17 protein-coding genes are annotated in these 18655 nt (G+C 62.0%); 12 read left to right on the top strand and 5 right to left on the bottom strand.

Features of this window, described 5'->3' with window-relative positions:
• The first annotated feature begins 120 nt into the window (after nucleotides 1-120).
• The 10 genes from hemA (at nucleotide 121) to AACL53_RS13340 (ending at nucleotide 10293) form a co-directional block, all read left to right on the top strand.
• Nucleotides 121-1353, top strand: coding sequence for a 5-aminolevulinate synthase (gene hemA, locus AACL53_RS13385; protein WP_339085021.1), 1233 nt, complete (start codon nucleotides 121-123; stop codon nucleotides 1351-1353).
• A 196-nt stretch (nucleotides 1354-1549) separates the two neighbouring features.
• Complete coding sequence (gene glyA, locus AACL53_RS13380; protein ID WP_339085020.1) at nucleotides 1550-2851, top strand: serine hydroxymethyltransferase; 1302 nt, start codon at nucleotides 1550-1552, stop codon at nucleotides 2849-2851.
• Between the two features lie 348 nt (nucleotides 2852-3199).
• Nucleotides 3200-3727 (top strand): transcriptional regulator NrdR, encoded by a 528-nt coding sequence (nrdR, locus tag AACL53_RS13375; RefSeq protein WP_339085019.1) that lies wholly within the window; start codon nucleotides 3200-3202, stop codon nucleotides 3725-3727.
• Between the two features lie 6 nt (nucleotides 3728-3733).
• Nucleotides 3734-4867 (top strand): bifunctional diaminohydroxyphosphoribosylaminopyrimidine deaminase/5-amino-6-(5-phosphoribosylamino)uracil reductase RibD, encoded by a 1134-nt coding sequence (gene ribD, locus AACL53_RS13370; RefSeq protein ID WP_339085018.1) that lies wholly within the window; start codon nucleotides 3734-3736, stop codon nucleotides 4865-4867.
• A 4-nt stretch (nucleotides 4868-4871) separates the two neighbouring features.
• Nucleotides 4872-5465, top strand: a complete 594-nt coding sequence (locus AACL53_RS13365; RefSeq protein ID WP_339085017.1) for a riboflavin synthase — start codon at nucleotides 4872-4874, stop codon at nucleotides 5463-5465.
• Nucleotides 5465-6616, top strand: coding sequence for a 3,4-dihydroxy-2-butanone-4-phosphate synthase (ribB, locus tag AACL53_RS13360; RefSeq protein WP_339086939.1), 1152 nt, complete (start codon nucleotides 5465-5467; stop codon nucleotides 6614-6616). Before AACL53_RS13365 ends, ribB begins: the two co-directional genes overlap by 1 nt.
• A gap of 8 nt (nucleotides 6617-6624) precedes the next feature.
• On the top strand, nucleotides 6625-7128 hold the full coding sequence (gene ribH, locus AACL53_RS13355) for a 6,7-dimethyl-8-ribityllumazine synthase (RefSeq protein WP_339085016.1): 504 nt from the start codon (nucleotides 6625-6627) through the stop codon (nucleotides 7126-7128).
• A complete protein-coding gene (gene nusB, locus AACL53_RS13350; RefSeq protein WP_339085015.1) occupies nucleotides 7125-7622 on the top strand; it encodes a transcription antitermination factor NusB in 498 nt (165 codons plus the stop codon). The genes ribH and nusB overlap by 4 nt, the downstream gene beginning before the upstream one ends.
• 33 nt (nucleotides 7623-7655) lie before the next feature.
• Nucleotides 7656-8693 (top strand): thiamine-phosphate kinase, encoded by a 1038-nt coding sequence (gene thiL, locus AACL53_RS13345; RefSeq protein ID WP_339085014.1) that lies wholly within the window; start codon nucleotides 7656-7658, stop codon nucleotides 8691-8693.
• A gap of 238 nt (nucleotides 8694-8931) precedes the next feature.
• The gene (locus tag AACL53_RS13340; protein WP_339085013.1) at nucleotides 8932-10293 is read left to right on the top strand and encodes a L,D-transpeptidase family protein; all 1362 of its coding nucleotides are present in this window, start codon (nucleotides 8932-8934) and stop codon (nucleotides 10291-10293) included.
• Between the two features lie 55 nt (nucleotides 10294-10348).
• On the opposite strand, the gene AACL53_RS13335 is transcribed toward AACL53_RS13340, so the two are convergent.
• The gene (locus tag AACL53_RS13335) at nucleotides 10349-10828 is read right to left on the bottom strand and encodes an Lrp/AsnC family transcriptional regulator (protein WP_339085012.1); all 480 of its coding nucleotides are present in this window, start codon (nucleotides 10826-10828) and stop codon (nucleotides 10349-10351) included.
• 151 nt (nucleotides 10829-10979) lie between these two features.
• On the opposite strand from AACL53_RS13335, the gene ald reads away from it, so the two are divergent.
• Nucleotides 10980-12104 carry an alanine dehydrogenase gene (gene ald, locus AACL53_RS13330; RefSeq protein WP_339085010.1) on the top strand — a complete coding sequence of 375 codons (1125 nt, stop codon included), beginning with the start codon at nucleotides 10980-10982 and terminating at the stop codon, nucleotides 12102-12104.
• Between the two features lie 278 nt (nucleotides 12105-12382).
• Nucleotides 12383-12739, top strand: coding sequence for a hypothetical protein (locus AACL53_RS13325; protein WP_339085009.1), 357 nt, complete (start codon nucleotides 12383-12385; stop codon nucleotides 12737-12739).
• Between the two features lie 97 nt (nucleotides 12740-12836).
• On the opposite strand, the gene AACL53_RS13320 is transcribed toward AACL53_RS13325, so the two are convergent.
• The 4 genes from AACL53_RS13320 to AACL53_RS13305 form a co-directional block, all read right to left on the bottom strand.
• Nucleotides 12837-14333 (bottom strand): CoA-acylating methylmalonate-semialdehyde dehydrogenase, encoded by a 1497-nt coding sequence (locus AACL53_RS13320; RefSeq protein WP_339085008.1) that lies wholly within the window; start codon nucleotides 14331-14333, stop codon nucleotides 12837-12839.
• Nucleotides 14334-14384: 51 nt separating this feature from the next.
• Nucleotides 14385-15707, bottom strand: a complete 1323-nt coding sequence (locus AACL53_RS13315; RefSeq protein WP_339085007.1) for an aspartate aminotransferase family protein — start codon at nucleotides 15705-15707, stop codon at nucleotides 14385-14387.
• 109 nt (nucleotides 15708-15816) lie between these two features.
• Complete coding sequence (gene gabT / locus AACL53_RS13310) at nucleotides 15817-17112, bottom strand: 4-aminobutyrate--2-oxoglutarate transaminase (RefSeq protein ID WP_339085006.1); 1296 nt, start codon at nucleotides 17110-17112, stop codon at nucleotides 15817-15819.
• Between the two features lie 80 nt (nucleotides 17113-17192).
• A complete protein-coding gene (locus AACL53_RS13305; protein ID WP_339085005.1) occupies nucleotides 17193-18647 on the bottom strand; it encodes an NAD-dependent succinate-semialdehyde dehydrogenase in 1455 nt (484 codons plus the stop codon).
• Nucleotides 18648-18655: the final 8 nt, after the last annotated feature.

The following is an 18655-nucleotide window of genomic DNA, read 5'->3' as shown; positions in this document are numbered from 1 at the left end:
TTTGACCTGACGAAATTTTCATCCTCTGCGCGACGAAACGGCACTGGTCCTTTCAGGTCCCTGGGTACATAAAAGGACCAAAATAATGAACGCCGTGCTTTAGGGAGCGGAAACCGGCTGATGAACTACGAGCAGATGCTGTCGGACGCCCTCGATACGGTAAAGCGTGAGGGACGCTATCGGGTTTTCGCTGATGTGAAGCGCCGCAGAGGTGCCTTCCCCAAAGCAGAAGTCGTCAAAGGTGAAGCTGCAAAGCAGATAACCGTTTGGTGCTCGAACGATTATCTCGGCATGGGCCAACACCCGAAGGTGCTCGCCGCGATGCACGAGGCCATCGATCTCGTCGGCGCCGGTTCCGGCGGCACTCGCAACATCGCAGGCACCACCCATTACCACGTCGAACTTGAGCGCGAGCTTGCCGACCTCCACGGCAAGGAGATGGCTCTTCTCTTTACGTCGGCATTCGTCGCCAACGAGGCCGCGCTATCGACGCTCGCAACGCTCTTTCCCGGCTGCGTGATCTTTTCCGACGAGAAGAATCACGCGTCGATGATCGCGGGCATTCGCAACGGCCGCGGGCCGAAGCAGATCTTCGTTCATAACGATCTCGCCGATCTCGAAGCGCGCTTGCAGAAAGTGCCGCGCGACACGCCGAAGATCATCGCCTTCGAGAGCGTCTATTCGATGGACGGTCACGTAGCGCCTATCGCCGCCATCTGCGATCTCGCGGAAAAGTACAATGCGCTGACGTACCTCGACGAGGTCCATGCGGTCGGGCTTTATGGCCCGCGCGGCGGCGGCGTCGCAGAGCGCGACGGCGTCATGCATCGCATCGATATCATCAATGGCACGCTCGCGAAGGGCTTCGGCGTCATGGGTGGCTACATCGCAGCGTCCAAGACGCTGTGCGACGCCATTCGGTCCTATGCCCCTGGCTTCATCTTCACGACTTCGCTGGCGCCCGCGATCGCGGCCGGCGCCCTCGCGTCCATCCGCCATTTGAAGTCGAGCAACGTCGAGCGTGAGCAGCACCAGGAGCGCGCCCGCACTCTGAAGCGGCGTCTCGCGGCGGCCGATTTCCCCGTCATTTCCGGACCGAGCCACATCGTTCCCGTGCTCGTCGCCGATCCGGTGCGCTGCAAGGCCCTGACCGACGTGCTGCTCGATCGCTACGGCATATACGTTCAACCGATCAATTATCCGACGGTTCCGCGTGGCACCGAGCGGCTCCGGCTGACACCGTCGCCTCAGCATACGGACGCCGATATGGAGCACCTCGTCAACGCCCTGTCGGCTCTATGGTCTCAGTGCCCGCTGGCGCTAATGGAGAGCCTCGCCGAAGCGGCTGAGTAAGGTCCCACCGGAGAGCCCGGAGAGGCAGCGCCTCAGTTGCGCTGCAATACCCGCAGCCCGCGCCTTTATTACGCGGGTGCGGATAGAGTTGAGCGCTGGCATAGTAGCTCGCAACTATGGTTGAAAGCCGGTCCGGGCTTGCTCCAAAGTGCCCGCCAGCGCTAAAAAAACGTTTCCCCAATTTAGAGGAAAGCCCATGTCGACTGCACCGGCAGCAACTTCGCAAACCTCGCGCTTTTTCAAAGCGCACCTTTCTGAAACCGATCCCGAAGTCTTCGGCGCCATCCAGAAGGAATTCGGACGCCAGCAGAACGAGATCGAGCTGATCGCTTCGGAGAATATCGTCTCCCAGGCCGTGCTCGACGCTGCAGGCTCGGTCCTGACGAACAAGTATGCGGAAGGCTATCCGGGCAAGCGCTATTACGGCGGCTGCCAGTACGTCGACATCGCGGAACAACTCGCGATCGACCGCGCCAAGAAGCTGTTCGACTGCGGCTTCGCCAACGTGCAGCCGAACTCGGGCAGCCAGGCCAACCAGGGCGTCTTCAACGCACTCGCCAAGCCCGGCGATACGATCCTCGGCCTGTCGCTCGCAGCCGGCGGTCACTTGACCCACGGCGCGACCGTCAACCAGTCGGGCAAGTGGTTCAAGGCTGTCCACTACATGGTGAAGCCTGACACCCACCTGATCGATATGGACGAGGTGAAGAAGCTCGCCCACGAACACAAGCCGCGCATCATCATCGCCGGCGGTTCGGCCTATCCGCGCAAGATCGACTTCGCCGCGTTCCGCGCGATCGCCGATGAAGTCGGTGCGCACTTCCTTGTCGACATGGCGCACTTCGCCGGTCTCGTCGCAGCAGGCCTCATCCCGAGCCCGTTCCCGCATGCTCACGTCGTCACGACGACGACGCACAAGACGTTGCGTGGCCCGCGCGGCGGCATGATCCTGACGAACGACGAAGAGATCGCGAAGAAGGTCAACTCGGCGATCTTCCCTGGCATCCAGGGCGGCCCGCTGATGCACGTCATCGCAGCGAAAGCCGTTGCCTTCGGCGAAGCGCTCCGTCCCGACTTCAAGGTCTACATCAAGAGCGTGATGGACAACGCCAAGGCGCTGGGTGAAGTGCTGGTCCAGAACGGCTTCGCGCTCGTCTCCGGCGGCACCGACACGCACGTCGTGCTCGTCGATCTCCGTCCGAAGAAGCTCACCGGCAACAAGGCCGAGAAGTCGCTCGAACGCGCTCACATCACCTGCAACAAGAACGGCATTCCGTTCGACCCCGAGAAGCCGATGGTGACGTCGGGCATTCGCCTCGGTTCGCCGGCCGGCACGACGCGCGGCTTTGGCGTCGCAGAGTTCCAGGAAATCGGCCGTTTGATCACGGAAGTTCTCGAGGGCTTGGCGAAGAACGGCGAAGAGGGCAATGCTGCGGTCGAAGCCGCCGTCAAGGCAAAGGCGACGGCGCTTTGCGAACGCTTCCCGATTTACGCCTAAGCTGAACGTAAGCCTGCGCTGAACGGCAGGTTCAATCGATCGAGAGCGCCGGATACGTCCGGCGCTCTTTTTATTTGGGCATGGCCGTCATTATGCTCGACGCTCTTCGCAGTGTGACACCGCTTCGCGCGAACACTCCCGGAACACGCTATAAGTAACGATAATCTCGCGTTCCGGACTACGATGGGCCAAAGCACGTCTTTTCTCATTGTTGAAAACCTTGCCGTAGGCCATCTCGGGAATGTGTGCCGCCGCCGGAATCTGGCTTGTGGTTAAGACGAAGCCGGTTTGAGCGGTAAGGAGGCGGCGCCGATAGGGAGCGGTCGCCGCGATTGCGAGGAGCTAAGGATGCGCTGTCCATTTTGCGGAAGCGAGGATAGCCAGGTCAAAGACAGCCGGCCGTCGGATGAAAATGCCGCGATCAGGCGCCGGCGCATCTGCGCCGATTGCGGTGGTCGCTTCACCACGTTCGAACGCGTCCAGCTTCGGGAGCTGACGGTCCTCAAGCGCTCGGGTCGCAAGGTCCTGTTCGATCGCGACAAGCTTTCGAAATCGATCTCCGTCGCGATGCGCAAGCGTCCAATCGAGCCCGAGAGAATCGACCGTCTCGTCTCCGGCCTCGTCCGCCAGCTCGAAAGCTCGGGCGAAACGGAAATAACGTCTGCCGAAATCGGCGAGCTCGTCATGGCTGCCTTGCGCGAGCTCGACCCCGTCGCGTATGTGCGCTTCGCGTCCGTGTATCGAGATTTTCGCGATGCCGCGGATTTTCATTCCGTCCTCCGCGAACTCGCGAGCGATACGCTCGAGCCGCTCGATCTTAACGAGCGGTTCGGTACCCCCGCTCTCGATAAGATCGTGAGCCAGAAGAAGCACTGACCAGCAATGTCGAGTTTCCCAGGTCGTGCGTTCGACGACGAAATGATGGAGATCGCGCTCCGTATGGCTGAGCGCGGACTCGGCGCAACGGCGCCGAACCCATCCGTCGGCGCCGTCATTGCGGACGAGGCGACAGGCGAGCTGATCTCGCGCGCGAGGACGGCGGACAAAGGCCGTCCGCATGCCGAAACGACAGCGATTGCGGCAGCGGGAGAACGAGCGCGCGGCGCAACGATTTACGTCACCCTCGAGCCGTGCTCGCATTACGGCCAGACGGGCCCGTGCGCCGATGCGATCGCAACGGCCGGGTTGAAACGCGCGGTCGTCGCGATCGAAGATCCCGATCCTCGCGTCGCCGGGCGTGGTCTCGATAGGCTGAGAAACGCCGGAATTGAGGTCGTTCGCGGTGTAGGCGCGGCACGGGCGCGATGGCTGACGCGAGGGCATGTTGTTCGGATCACCGAGCGCCGCCCCTTCGTCACCCTGAAGCTCGCCCTCGACGAGAAGGGCGAGATCGCGCGGGGCTCGGGCTCGGCACCTGTTTGGGTCACCGGCGAAAGAGCGCGCGCTCACGGAATGCTGCTGCGCAGTGAATTCGACGCGATCCTCGTCGGCAGCGCGACAGTCAGAGACGATGATCCGGAACTGACGTGCAGACTGCCCGGCCTGATAGGCCGCTCGCCCGTTCGCATCGTTCTTTCGCGCTCGCTCGATCTTTCACCGCGCGCGAAGCTGTTTCAGAGCGCAGCGAAAGTTCCGGTTTGGTTGATGACGGCACCGGGCGCTGACCCCGGAAGAGTGAGTGCGATCGCGGCCGGAGGCACGGACATCGTCGACGTCGGCGTTGTCGGAAATGCGCTGTGGCTGCCCTCGATCATGGAAGCGCTCGTCGCGCGCGGAATAACCCGCTTGCTCGTCGAAGGCGGCCCGGCGATATGGCGCTCCTTCGCGGCAGCCTCTCTTGTCGACGAGATCGTTCTTTACATGGCCGGCAACCCGACCGATCTCGATGCGCAGAATGCCCTCCTGCGGTGGGTGGGTCCGCTCGGGATGACGGCCGTCGAACGGCGGACAATCGGCACCGATACGATGTGGCGGCTTCGCCGCTTAGCGGACAAAGCGGACAAGGAAGGACGCTGATCAGATGTTTACCGGATTGATTACGGATGTCGGCGAGGTGATCGCGAAAGCGCCCGGCGGCTTTACATTGAAAACGGCTTACGCGCTTAAGCCTGAAGAGACAGGGCTTTCCATCTGCTGCGATGGCGTATGCCTCACGGCGACGGCCATAACGCCGCGTGCTGATGGCGCCGAATTTTCAGTCGACGTTTCCAACGAGACGATGGCCAAGTCGACGCTCGGCAGCTGGCAACCCGGCAAGCGCGTCAATTTGGAACGATCGTTGCGTGCCGGCGATGAACTCGGCGGCCACATCGTGTCCGGCCACGTCGACGGCGTCGCCAAAATCATCGCAATCACCCGCGATGGCGACAGCAAACGCTTTCTTTTGGAAGCGCCCGAGCATCTTTCCCGCTATATAGCAGCCAAGGGGTCTGTGGCGTTGGACGGGACCTCCCTGACGGTCAACGAGGTTGCGGAAGCCCGTTTCGGCGTCAATCTCATTCCGCACAGCTTGACGGTTACGACCTGGGGCGCGAAAACCCCCGGCGATCTGGTCAATCTCGAAGTCGATGTATTCGCGCGCTACGTTGCGCGCCTGATGGAGTTTCGCCCATGATGTCGGGCACGACAAATTTGCAATCCACGGGAAGCAACAGTGCGCTCTCGCCGATCGAAGAGATCGTCGAGGAAATGCAGAACGGCCGGATGGTCATTCTCGTTGATGCGGAAGATCGCGAAAACGAAGGCGACCTCATCATCCCGGCGCAGATGGCGACACCCGATGCCATCAACTTCATGGCCAAGCACGGACGCGGGTTGATCTGTCTCGCGCTGACGCCGGCGCGTGCCCGCGAACTCAATCTCGATTTCATGGTGCGCACGAACGGCTCGCGCAACCGCACCGCCTTCACGCAGTCGATCGAAGCACGCGAAGGCATCTCGACGGGCATTTCCGCTTTCGACAGGGCTCGCACGATCTCGACGGCCATCGATCCGACGAAAGGCGCGAGCGACATCGTCTCGCCCGGTCACGTATTCCCGCTGATCGCGCGCGACGGCGGCGTCCTCGTCCGCGCGGGCCACACCGAAGCATCGATTGACCTAGCAAAGCTCGCCGGTCTTTCGCCCGCCGCCGTCATCTGCGAAGTGATGAACGAAGACGGCACGATGGCGCGCATGGCAGACCTCGCCCGCTTCGCCAAGCACCATGACCTGAAGATCGGCGCCATCGAGGATCTGATCGCCTACCGGTTCAAGAACGATCGCATCGTCAAGCGCATCGCTCAGACGCCCGTCGAAACGACGACGGCCGGCAGCTTCGATTTGCACGTCTATGAAACGACGGTGGAGACCGGCGAACACTTGGCGCTCGTCAAAGGCAACGTCTCCAAGGGCGGTCCCGTCCTGGTACGCGTCCATGCCCTGAACGTGCTGCACGACGTGCTCGGCATCGACGGCCACACCGAGAGCGGCACGGTCATTGAGCAATCGATGCGCGCCATCGAAGCCGAAGGCCGCGGCGTCTTAGTTCTCATTCGAGACTTGCGTCCCAAATCCGTGTCTGATTGGGTGACGCGGAGAAACACACCGGGCGCGCTCGCAGACTTGAGCAAGGAACGGCGCCAAGTTGAAATCGGCGTCGGCTCGCAGATCCTTGCGGACCTTGGCGTCAAGGACATGGTGCTTCTCACGACACAACCGCAGCATGTCTACGTCGGCCTCGAAGCATTCGGGCTGCGTGTGACCGGCACCAGAAAAATCGAGTAGCACGACACATGATTCAGAAATCGCCAGGAGCACCGCGGGACGAAAAGAGCGCGGCTCCGATTCGCGCGCACATTCTTTTCATCGAAGCGCGCTACTACGAGGACATCGCCGATCTGCTCATCGAGGGCGCGATCGCCGAGTGCAAAAAGCGCGGCGCCACCTACGAGCGGATTACCGTTCCGGGTGCGCTCGAAATTCCCCAGGTGTTGGCCGCCGCGGCAGACGCGCGCTCAGCCGGACGAACCGCGTTCGACGGTGCAGTGGCTCTCGGCTGCGTCATTCGCGGAGAGACCGCGCACTATGATATCGTGTGCAACAACGCGAACCACTGGATGATGGAAGTGGCCATCGGCCAGAATATTCCGGTCGGCAATGCCATTCTCACCGTCGATACGCGCGAACAGGCAGTGGCGCGCGCAGAAGGCGGAATTACGGGTAAAGGCGGCGATGCCGCGCGCGCATGCTTGCGGCTCATCGAGGCGAAGCGCGCTTTCTGGGAAACGACGGCATGACCTCCAAAGGCAAATCGAAGCTGGAGGAAATAACGCCTCGTACCGCAGCCCGTATCGCGGGCGTGCAGGCGCTCTATCAGATGGATATGGCGGGAACGGACGTCAACGACGTCATAGCCGAGTTCATCGAGCAGCGCTTTGAAGGCGATAGTCGCGATGAAGTTCTGGCGACGGCGGACCGCGTCTTCTTCGCCGACATCCTGCGTGCGGTACTGCGCCGGCAGCGCGAAATCGATCCGATGATCGACGAGCAGCTCGCAATCGGCTGGAGCCTGATACGCGTCGATTCCATTTTGCGGGCCATTCTCCGGGCAGGCGTTGCCGAACTCGTTGATCGGGCCGACGTTCCGGCCCGCGTCGCCATCAACGAATACGTCAATGTCGCGCACGTCTTCTTCGATGACGAAGAACCCCGCGTTGTGAATGGCGTGCTCGACAAGATCGCGCGAAAGGTTCGGGGCCACGAATTCGTAAGGCGAGTAACGCCATCCTGAGGACGTAGCGCGCGAGCGCTGGGCTTGGAAAGCATGCTGCCAACGCACGCCAACGCGCCAGAGTCAGAGGACCGGCCAGAAGATCGGATCCAAAGCGAAACCGATCTCGTGCAGACGTATTTGGCACCGCTCGCGGCAGGTAGCCCGGGCGCATTCGGACTTCGCGACGACGCCGCGCTGATCTCTCCCGAGCCTGGAACCGATCTCGTCGTCAGCAGCGATCCCGTCATCGCCGGCGTACACTTTTTCATCGACGACGCGCCCGAGGACGTCGCCTGGAAAGCGCTCGCCGTAAACGCTTCGGATATGGCTGCGAAGGGCGCAAGACCGCTCGCCTATATCTTGACACTCGCCCTGCCGGACGCACCCACACGCGCCTGGATGACGAGATTTTCCGAAGGGCTCAGAAGCGCACAGGAAAGCTTCGGCTGCCGTCTCGTCGGTGGCGATACCGACCGCACCCCCGGTCCGCTCTCGATCGGCATAACGATCTTCGGTGCCGTGCCGGCCGGTAAATTCGTCCCCCGCCAGGGAGCGGCGGCCGGCGACCACGTCTTCGTCACGGGAACGATTGGCGATGCGGCGCTCGGATTAGCCGTCCGCAGAGATCCCTCGGCTTTCGATCGCGTGCTGTCCGGCGACGAGCGCGCCTTCGTTCTCGGCCGCTATCTCCGGCCGCGCCCCCGGATCGCGCTCGTTGAAACATTGCGAAATCATGCGTCCGCCGCGCTCGATATCTCCGATGGCCTGATGAAGGACCTCGCCCGGCTCGCCGGACCATCGGGAATTTCTCTCAGCCTCGCCGCCGTCCCCATGTCTTCGGCCGTCAGCGCCGCACTGGCCCATGACGCCGCGTTCGCCAAAACCATCCTGACAGGGGGGGACGATTATGAGCTGCTTGTTGCCGTCCCTCACGCCTCAATCGCGGATTTCAAAAGCGGTGCAAGGGAAGCCGGAATCGAGATCAGTCACCTCGGTGTGCTCGGGGCCGGGCGGAAATTCGAAATTCTCGACCAGCAGGGAACGCCGATCGACGGGCGGCAGTTGGGCTACGACCATTTCTCCCGCTAGGCCGTAAACGGGCGGCGAAGCGGGGCCCGCCTGCAACACAGATCTGCATTTCGGCCTCTGGCAGCGACGGGATCGGGTTGGTAGATCGTCACTGTTTGGCCATATGGGTGCTGGTAGTTAAGTGGCTGAAAAGGCACGTGTGCTGCCACATAGATGAGCAGCGTCGAAATTCAAAAGCGTAGCCGGAAGAAGTTTTATAACTGGTACGCATCAATTAGCGGAAAGCCGGGCGAGCGGGATGAGGGATGTGATTTTGACAACGCGGTTTGGAACTTCGGTTCTGAGGGCAGCCGCGCTGATGCTGGTTGTTTCGGTCATTCAGCTTCTCCCGCAGTTCGCGACGCCGGGTCACGCGCAAATCAGCCTTTGGGATCAGATTCAGGGGCCGAGCTTCGGTCGGGGCGCGAGCGATACTCCGCCGCCGGCGACGCCCGTTGCACTCGATGACCTGAGGCCGGACGCAACCCCGTGGCGCAGCGACGTGATGCTCAATGCCGTCGCCGCGGCGATCGAGCGTTATCAGAAGATCGTCGATAGCGGCGGCTGGCCGGTCGTCCCCCAGGGGCGCATGCTGCGTGAAGGCGATGATGATCCGCGCGTTCCGATTCTGCGGAAGCGCCTGAGGATCAGCGGCGACATGCCCGCGAAGGGATCCTACTACGATGTCCAAACGTTCGACTCCGAACTGACGGAAGGCGTGAAGCGCTTCCAGAAGCGTAACGGTCTCCGCGAGACGGGACGAATCGAGCAATCGGTCTATCCCGTGCTGAACATCACGGCCGAACAGCGCTTGGCGCAGCTCAAACTGAACTACGATCGGCTCCGCGGCCTTATGCAGGGCGTCGAAGAGCGGTACGTGCTGGTCAATGTTCCGGCATTCCAGCTCGAAGCCGTCGACAAGTTCGAAGTTCAGCTTCGCCATCGCGTGATCGTCGGACGGCAGGGCCGCGAAACGCCGGATGTCCGCGCGATGATCAAGGCGCTCAACTTCTTCCCGTTTTGGCGCGTGCCCGAAAGTGTCGCAACGCTCGACCTCATCCCGCGCCTGCGGAAGGAGCCCGGCTACCTCGAGCAAGAAGGCATCCGCGTTTACAACGGCGTCAACGGACCCGAACTCGATCGCAAGACCATCGATTGGTCGTCACCCCAGACCGCCAGCTACAAGTTCAAGCAGGATCCGGGAGAGAAGAACGCGCTTGGCCTGCTGCGTTTGGACATGTCCAATCAATACGGCGTCTACATGCACGACACGCCGATGAAAAATCTGTTCGACCAGCGCAGCCGCGCCTTCAGTGCCGGATGCGTTCGCGTGCAGAACGTATTCGATTTGGGCGATTGGATCGCGCATTACGAGGCCGGGTGGGATCAGCCGGGCCGCGTCCGTCAGCAGCTCGATTCGGGCCAGCCCATGGAATTGAAGCTGACGCGTCCCATTCCGGTTTACTTCACCTACATCACAGCGTGGGCTGAGCCGACAACCGGATCGATTGAATTCCGCCCGGACATCTATGGCCGCGACGGTTCTGCGATGCAGACGTCCTACCAGCGGGACGCCGATGATGCGCCGCCTGCTTCCGCCGCAGCTGCTCTCGCACCTTGACGGGCCAGGGAATCGATCGAGGGAATCGATCGAGCAATCGTCGCGCGATGGTCGCCTAGCGGAGCAAGCTCGATCCCGGCAAGGATCGGCTTGTAACCTCGCGCAGCACGAAGCTTGAATGCAATCGGGAAACACCGGGGAGCCGCGACAGCTGCTCCTTATGGATCCGTTCGAAATCGGCGAGATCCCTCGCCAGCACCGTGATGAGATAATCGTCCTGCCCCGACATCATGTAACAGGATACGACGGACGGGGCCGCGGCAGCGGCCTGTTCGAACGCTACCAGTAGATCCTGGTTCTGGCTTTCGAGGCTAATCTGCACGACCACCATCATCGTGAAGCCGAGGGCCTTGCGATTGACTTTGGCCTCATACCCCGAGATGACGCCTGACTGTTCGAGGGCGCGGATCCGGCGGCCGATAGCCGTGGGCGACAGGGGCACGCGCTCAGCCAGTTCGACTTGGCTCTGGCGGCCATCGGCGAGAAGCGCGGTCAGAATCGCCTTATCCAGCGCATCCATCGCAATTTCCGCCATTTTCCAGCGTCCTTCATCCAAACGACGATGATTTGCTGCGAAAAATCGGCCAACGGCAAGCGAAATTGCTGGGTAATGGCACGGATTTTGTGCCAGCCTACGCACAGAAGACCAGGCGGCCTATTGAGGCGCCAATTGAGGGGATGGGGATATGCGGATCGGTGTTCCTACGGAAATCAAGACTGACGAATTTCGCGTGGGTCTGGTGCCAGGCTCCGTTCGCGAGCTGGCGGCCCGCGGTCATGAGGTCATCGTCCAGTCCGGCGCCGGAGCCGGCATATTTGCCGACGACGCCGTTTACGAAAAGGCCGGCGCTCGCATCGTCAAGACGGCGGCAGAGGTCTTCTCGGAGGCTCAGCTGATCGTCAAGGTTAAGGAGCCCCAGCAGGCCGAGTGGAAGCGCCTTAAGTCCGATCAAATCCTGTTTACCTATTTGCACCTTGCTCCCGACGCTCCCCAGGCGATTGGCCTGATGGATTCGGGCGTCTCGGCCATCGCCTACGAAACGGTCACGGATCCGGCAGGCGGCCTGCCGCTTCTTGCCCCCATGAGCGAAGTCGCCGGCCGTCTTTCGATTGAAGCAGCCGCGATTGCTCTGCGCCGCCCGACAGGCGGGCGTGGCGTTCTGCTGGGCGGCGTTCCGGGCGTCAAGCCCGCCAAGGTCGTCGTGCTCGGCGGCGGCGTCGTCGGCACGCATGCGGCCCGCATGGCCGTGGGTCTCGGTGCAGAGGTTTCGATTATAGACCGCTCGCTCCCCCGTCTCCGTCAGCTGGACGAAGTCTTCAATGGCCGCGCCACGACGCTGGCCTCGACGATGGAGACGATCGAGCACGAAGTGCTCGCAGCCGATGTCGTGATCGGCGCGGTGCTGATCGCAGGCGCGAGCGCGCCGAAGCTCGTCAATCGCGCGATGCTGAAGGACATGAAAAGGGGCGCCGTCCTCGTCGACGTGTCCATCGATCAGGGCGGATGTTTCGAGACATCGAAGCCGACGACCCATGCTCATCCGACCTTCGAAGTCGACGGCATCATTCATTACTGCGTCGCCAACATGCCGGGCGCCGTTCCCGTAACCTCGGCGCAGGCCCTCAATAATGCAACGCTGCCATTCGTCTTGAAGCTTGCGGAAAAAGGCCTTGCGGCGTTTGATAGAGATCCCCATCTAGCAGCAGGGTTGAACGTCAAGAATGGGCGCATAACGCATGCGGCCGTGGCGGCATCGTTAGGTTTCGACAGTGTAGAAACCAGTCGTACTTTTCGTCTCGCTGCTGAGTAATTGAAAGAACCCCCGTGCCGCCGGATCCCTCACCGGCGGCCATCAAGCCGGTCGCTCCTCCCCCCGGAGCGGCCGGTTTTTCTATTCCGGCACTTGTTCTCCGAAGCGTTCTATCGGCGACGTATTGCGCCACGCGGTGCCTTCGAAATGTCGCGAACGCGCGCCATCTTTTTTTCAACGATTCATCAATGCCTGTGATCGTTTCGCGGTTTAGCGACGGATCAATTCGCTGGCTGCGTTAGGCGGGAAAGGCACATCGTTTCGGTGGGAACGGATCAATGACCAAGCTGAAAAAACTAATCGCATCCTCTCTCGTTGCCGTATCCATGACGGCAACTTTTGCGGCGACCGAGCAAGCAGCCGCAGCCCCGTTCGGTGCTGGCGTACCGGCTTTGACGCACAACAACGGCGTGACGAACGTCGGTTGGCGCGGCGGCGGTGGTTGGGGCTGGGGTCCGGGAGCCCTCATCGGCGGTATCGTCGGCGGCGCGTTGATCGCGTCCGCAGTCGCCGAGCATCGTGCCGATCACGTGGATATGGACCGCTGCGCGCGGGATTTCCCGGAGTTCAGCTATCGGACCGGCACGTACATCGATCGCCGCGGCGTCGAGCGGGTCTGCCCCTATCTTCGCTGATTGAGCTTTGGCGAGCCAAAGTCGTTCGCCCGCGGAACATTCCGTTGTCTTTAAAAAAGTGCGGCGCCGGATCGAATGATCTGGCGCCGCATTTGTTTTACTTCAAGCTCGGGAAATTGAATTCCGCGCCCTTGCGGATACCGGCCGGCCAGCGCGAGGTGACCGTCTTCAAGCGCGTATAGAAGTGCACGCCTTCCGGACCGTAGATCGCATGATCTCCGAACGCGGACTTCTTCCATCCGCCGAACGAATGATAGGCGACCGGAACCGGCAGCGGCACGTTGATGCCAACCATACCGACTTCGATGCGATCGGCGAAGGCGCGCGCGGTATCGCCATCCCGGGTGAAGATCGCGGTGCCGTTCCCGTATTCGTTCGTATTGATGAGGTCGGCGGCTTCGTCATAGGTCTGGGCGCGAACGACTGAAAGAACCGGCCCGAAGATCTCCTCGCGATAGATCGTCATGTCGCGCGTGACCCGGTCGAACAGCGTGCCGCCGAGGAAGTAGCCGTTCTCATAGCCCTGGAGCTTCAGGCCGCGGCCGTCCACGACGAGCTTCGCGCCTTCCGCGACGCCCTTGTCGATGAGCGACGTGATGCGCTGCTTCGCGTCTGCCGTTACCACTGGGCCCATTTCGGATGCCGCATCCGATGCGGGGCCGACCTTCAGGTTGGCGACGCGCGGTGCGAGAGCTTCGACGAGGCGATCAGCCGTCTTCTCGCCGACCGGAACCGCGACCGAAATCGCCATGCAGCGCTCGCCGGCCGAGCCGTAGCCCGCGCCCATGAGAGCGTCGACGGCTTGATCCATGTCCGCGTCCGGCATGACGATCATGTGGTTCTTCGCGCCGCCCAGAGCCTGAACGCGCTTTCCGTTGGCCGAGCCGCGGCCGTAGATATATTGCGCGACGGGCGTCGAGCCGACGAACGACACAGCCGAAATATCCGGATGGTCGAGGATGGCGTCCACGATCGTCTTATCGCCGTGCACGATATTGAAAACACCGGCCGGCAGGCCCGCTTCCTGGAACAGCTCCCAGAGCAGCATCGGCGCCGAGGGGTCGCGCTCGGATGGTTTCAAGATGAAAGTGTTGCCGCACGCGATGGCGACCGGAAACATCCACATCGGCACCATGGCCGGGAAGTTGAAGGGCGTAATGCCCGCAACAACGCCGAGCGGCTGACGGTCCGACCAGCTGTCGATGTCGGGTCCGACGTTGCGGCTGAACTCGCCTTTCAGGAGATGAGGAATTCCGCAGGCGAAATCGACGACGTCGATCCCGCGCGCCAGTTCGCCGAGCGCGTCCGCATGCGTCTTGCCATGCTCGCGCGAAATCGCGCGGGCAATCTCGTCGGCGTTCTTCTCCAGAAGCTCCTTGAACTTGAAGAACGGCCGGACGCGCTTCATCGGCGGCATTGTGCCCCACGAAACGGCGGCAGCCTTAGCCGCTGCCACAGCCGCATTGAGATCTTCCGCGCTCGATAGAGGGAGCCGCGCAACTTCCTCGCCCGTCGCCGGGTTGAAGACGGGCTGCGTTCGCGCAGCATGGACAGCGGCGCGGCGGCCGTTGATGGCATTCTCGATCATCTGCATTGAAAGCTCGTTTTCTGATTTTTGTTTGCTATGCGCGCGACTTTGCTTGGCTCAGTAATCCGCCTTCAGCACCTTCGTGAAGATGTCGAACAGCTGGTCGATCTCAGCCTTCGAAATGACGAGCGGCGGCGACAGAGCGATGATGTCGCCCGTCTGCCTGACGAGAAGGCCTGACTCGAACGCCTTGACGAACCGCTCGTAGGCGCGCTTGCCGGGTTGAGCCGGATCCGGCGCGAATTCGACCGCGCCGATCAGGCCGATATTGCGAATGTCGATGATGTGCGGAAGCCCCTTGAGAGCATGCACGCGCTCTTCCCAATAGGGCGCAAGCTCGGCCGCGCGCGTCAGCAGGCCCTCATCGGCATAGGTATCGAGCGTTCCGATAGCGGCCGCGCAGGCGACCGGATGGCCCGAATAGGTATAGCCGTGGAAGAAATCGATCATCCAATCCGGGCCGTTCATGAACGCATCGTGGATGTGCGATTTGACGAAGACCGCGCCCATCGGGACGGTGCCGTTGGTAACGCCCTTCGCCGTCGTGATGATGTCGGGCGAGATACCGAAGTAATCCGAGCCGAACGGCACGCCGAGGCGGCCGAACGCGGTGATGACTTCATCCGCGATCAAGAGGATGTCGTGCTTGCGCGCGATGGCTTCAAGGCGCTTCAGATATCCCTTCGGCGGGATCAAAACACCCGTCGAGCAGGCGACGGGTTCGACGATGACGGCGGCGATCGTCGAAGCATCGTGCAAGGCGACGAGACGTTCGAGGTCGTCGGCAAGCTCGGCGCCATGTTCCGGTTCGCCGCGTGAGAAAGCGTTCCGAGCGATATCGTGCGTGTTGCGCATATGGTCGACGCCGGCGACGAGCGCGCCGAACATCTTGCGGTTCGGACCGATGCCGCCGACCGCCATGCCGCCGAAGTTGACGCCATGATAGCCGCGTTCACGGCCGATCAAGCGAACCTTCGAGGCGTTGCCCTTTGCGCGGTGATACGCAATGGCCATTTTGAGGGCGCTCTCGACCGACTCCGAACCCGAGTTGGTGAAGAATACGTGGTTGAACCCTTCAGGTGCGAGATCGACGAGACGGGTCGCGGCTTCGAAAGCGCGCGTGTGCCCCATCTGGAACGTGCCGGCGAAGTCGAGCGTCTCGACTTGCGTCTTGATGGCTTCGGCAATCTTCGGCCGGCAGTGACCGGCGTTGACGCACCAGAGACCCGACGTGCCGTCAAGAACACGCCGTCCATCGTTGGTGATGTAGTGCATGTCCTTGGCGCCGACGAACAAGCGCGGGTTCGCCTTGAACTGCTTGTTCGCGGTGAATGGCATCCAGAACGCTTCAAGATCGTTCGGTTTGATTTGGACGTTCATGGGTCACTTTCCTCTATTTCGGCCCGGCTCCCCGAAGAGCGTCACCGAGGTCAATTATTCTATCTCTTCAGCCTCGCCGGCCGGCTCCCCGGAGCGAGCAGCCGAATTATCAAGCTGCGCGGGCAACGGCGTCGGTCAGCGCCGCTTCGAAAACGTCCATGCCCTCGCGAACCAGGTCATCGCTTGCCGTCAATGGTACGAGAAAGCGGACGACGTTGCCGTAGGTGCCGCACGATAGCAAAATCAGGCCGCGCTCGTTTGCGGCTTTGAGCAGCGCGGCGGTGAGTTCGGGCGCGGGTTCGCCGCTCGCCTTGTCTTTGACGAGTTCCACCGCGCACATGGCGCCGAGTCCGCGTACGTCGCCGATGCAATTGAGGTTCGAATTCTGCTGAAGCGCCGCGCAGCGATCCATGATGATCTTGCCGATGGCGTTGGCGCGATCGCAGAGCTTCTCTTCTTCGATGACGTCGAGCACGGCGTGAGCGGCAGCGCACGCGATCGGGTTGCCGGCGTACGTGCCGCCAAGACCGCCGGGGTTCGACGCATCCATCACGTCGGCGCGACCGACGATGGCCGAGAGTGGGAGGCCGCCGGCTAACCCCTTCGCCATGGTGACGACGTCGGCTTTGACGCCATAGTGCTCCATCGCGAAGAGCTTGCCGGTTCGCGCGAAGCCGGTCTGGATCTCATCCGCGATCAGCAGGATGCCGTTGTCGTCGCAAAGCTTCCTGAGCGCGACCATGAAATCCTTCGGCACGATATTGAAGCCGCCTTCGCCCTGCACCGGCTCGATGATGATCGCGGCGATGCTCGACGGATCGGCCGTGTGCTTGAAGAGTGACTTCAGGCTCTTGAGACTCTGCTCGACGCTGACGCCATGATAGAGGTTCGGGAACTCGACATTGTAGACGTCAGACGGAAACGGTCCGAACCCTTTCTTGTAGGGAACGACCTTGCCGGTCAGCGCCATGCCCATATGCGTGCGGCCGTGAAAACCGCCCGCAAACGAAATGACACCCGAGCGGCCCGTGAACGCGCGCGCAACCTTGACGGCGTTTTCGACCGCTTCGGCACCCGTCGAGACGAGCATCGTTTTCGCAGGCCCAGGAACGGGCGCGATGGCATTCAGGCGCTCGGCGAGGCTGACGTAATTCTCGTAAGGCGTGACTTGAAAGCAGACGTGACTGAAGGCTTTCAGCTGCTCTTGGATCGCGGCCACCAGGCGAGGGTGCTGATGCCCGGTGTTGACGACCGCAATGCCCGCGCCGAAGTCGATGTAGCGCTTGCCGTCCTCGCTCCAGATCTCGGCATTCTTCGCCGTCTTGGCGAAGATCTGCGTGACGTTGCCGACGCCGCGCGGAATGGCGGCGACGCGACGGGCCTGGAGTTCGGCAGAGGTAGCCATTGTCGGTCCTTCAGGTTGGGCTGGCTGTCTATGATGGCTCAACGGAGCAATAGTCGAATTGCTCCGCCGAAACTTGACTGCTAGGCGCTGATGCCGCCAAGGCAGATGAATTTCGTCTCCAGATATTCGTCGAGACCTTCCTGCGCGCCCTCGCGGCCGAGACCCGACTGCTTGATGCCGCCGAACGGCACGACCTCGTTGGAGAAGACGCCCTCGTTGACGCCGACCATTCCGGCTTCCAGCGCCTCCGCGACCCGCCATGCCCGCGATAGGTTCTGGCTGAAGAGGTAGGCAGCAAGACCGAACGGCGTGTCGTTGGCGATGCGGATCGCGTCGGCTTCCGTCTCGAAGCGGAAGATCGAAGCGACCGGCCCGAAGATTTCTTCGGTCGCGATGGCCATTTTGTCCGTGATGCCGGTCACGATAGTCGGCGAAAAGAAGAGCTCGCCATGTGCGTCGGGCTTGCCGCCCATCTCGATCTTCGCGCCGTGCGAGACGGCGTCGGAAAGCAGAGATTTCACCTTCTCGATTGCGTCCGCATTGATCAGCGGACCGATCGTGGACGTCGCATCGCGGCCCGGAGCGACGACGAGCTTTCCGGCGGCTTCCTTCAGACTAGCGACGAACTTGTCGAAGATCCCCGCCTGCACGAGGATGCGGTTGGCGCAGACGCATGTCTGGCCCGCATTGCGGAATTTCGAAGCCATCGTCCCGGCGACCGCCTGCTGTAAGTCGGCGTCGTCGAAGACGATCAGCGGTGCGTTGCCGCCAAGCTCCAGCGTCAGCTTTTTGATCGTGTCGGCGCACTGGCGATAGAGGATGCGGCCAACCTCGGTCGATCCGGTGAACGTCAGCTTCCGGACGCGGTCGTCAGCGGTCAGAACCTTGCCGCAGCCTGGGCCATCGAGCGTCGTGATGACGTTGAACACGCCCGCAGGCACGCCCGCATCGACAGCGAGCTTCGCGAGGGCGAGGGCCGAAAGCGGCGTCTCTTCCGAAGGCTTGACGACGATCGTGCAGCCGGCGGCAAGCGCGCAGCCGACCTTGCGCGTGATCATCGCGATCGGGAAGTTCCACGGCGTGATCGCCGCGCAAACCCCGATCGGCTGCTTGATCGTCACATAGCGGCGCGAAGCAACCGTCGTCGGGATCGTGTGGCCGTAGGCGCGTTTGCCTTCTTCAGCGAACCACTCGATGAAAGACGCCCCATAGACGACTTCACCGCGCGCCTCGGCGATGGGCTTGCCCTGCTCGGCCGTCATCAGCTGCGCGAGCGACTCCGTTTCGGCGACGATGAGATCGAACCAGCGCCGCAGGATTTGCGCGCGATCCTTCGCGGGCTTTGCGGTCCACGCCGGGAACGCCTTGGCAGCGGCATCGATGGCGCGCTTGGTGTCCTCAGGCGTCAGATCCGGCACATCGGCGATCTTCTCGCCCGTCGCGGGATCGAGAACCGCAAACGTCTTCGGCGAGGTGACCCACTGTCCGTCGATCAGGGCGGCGGTCGGGAAGGGGGTCGAGGGCTTGATATTCATTATTGCCT

It is taken from the genome of Hyphomicrobium sp. ghe19 (assembly GCF_902712875.1).
Classification (GTDB): domain Bacteria; phylum Pseudomonadota; class Alphaproteobacteria; order Rhizobiales; family Hyphomicrobiaceae; genus Hyphomicrobium_B.
Note: the sequence above shows the minus strand (reverse complement) of the source record. Positions and strands in the feature narration are given on the sequence as shown.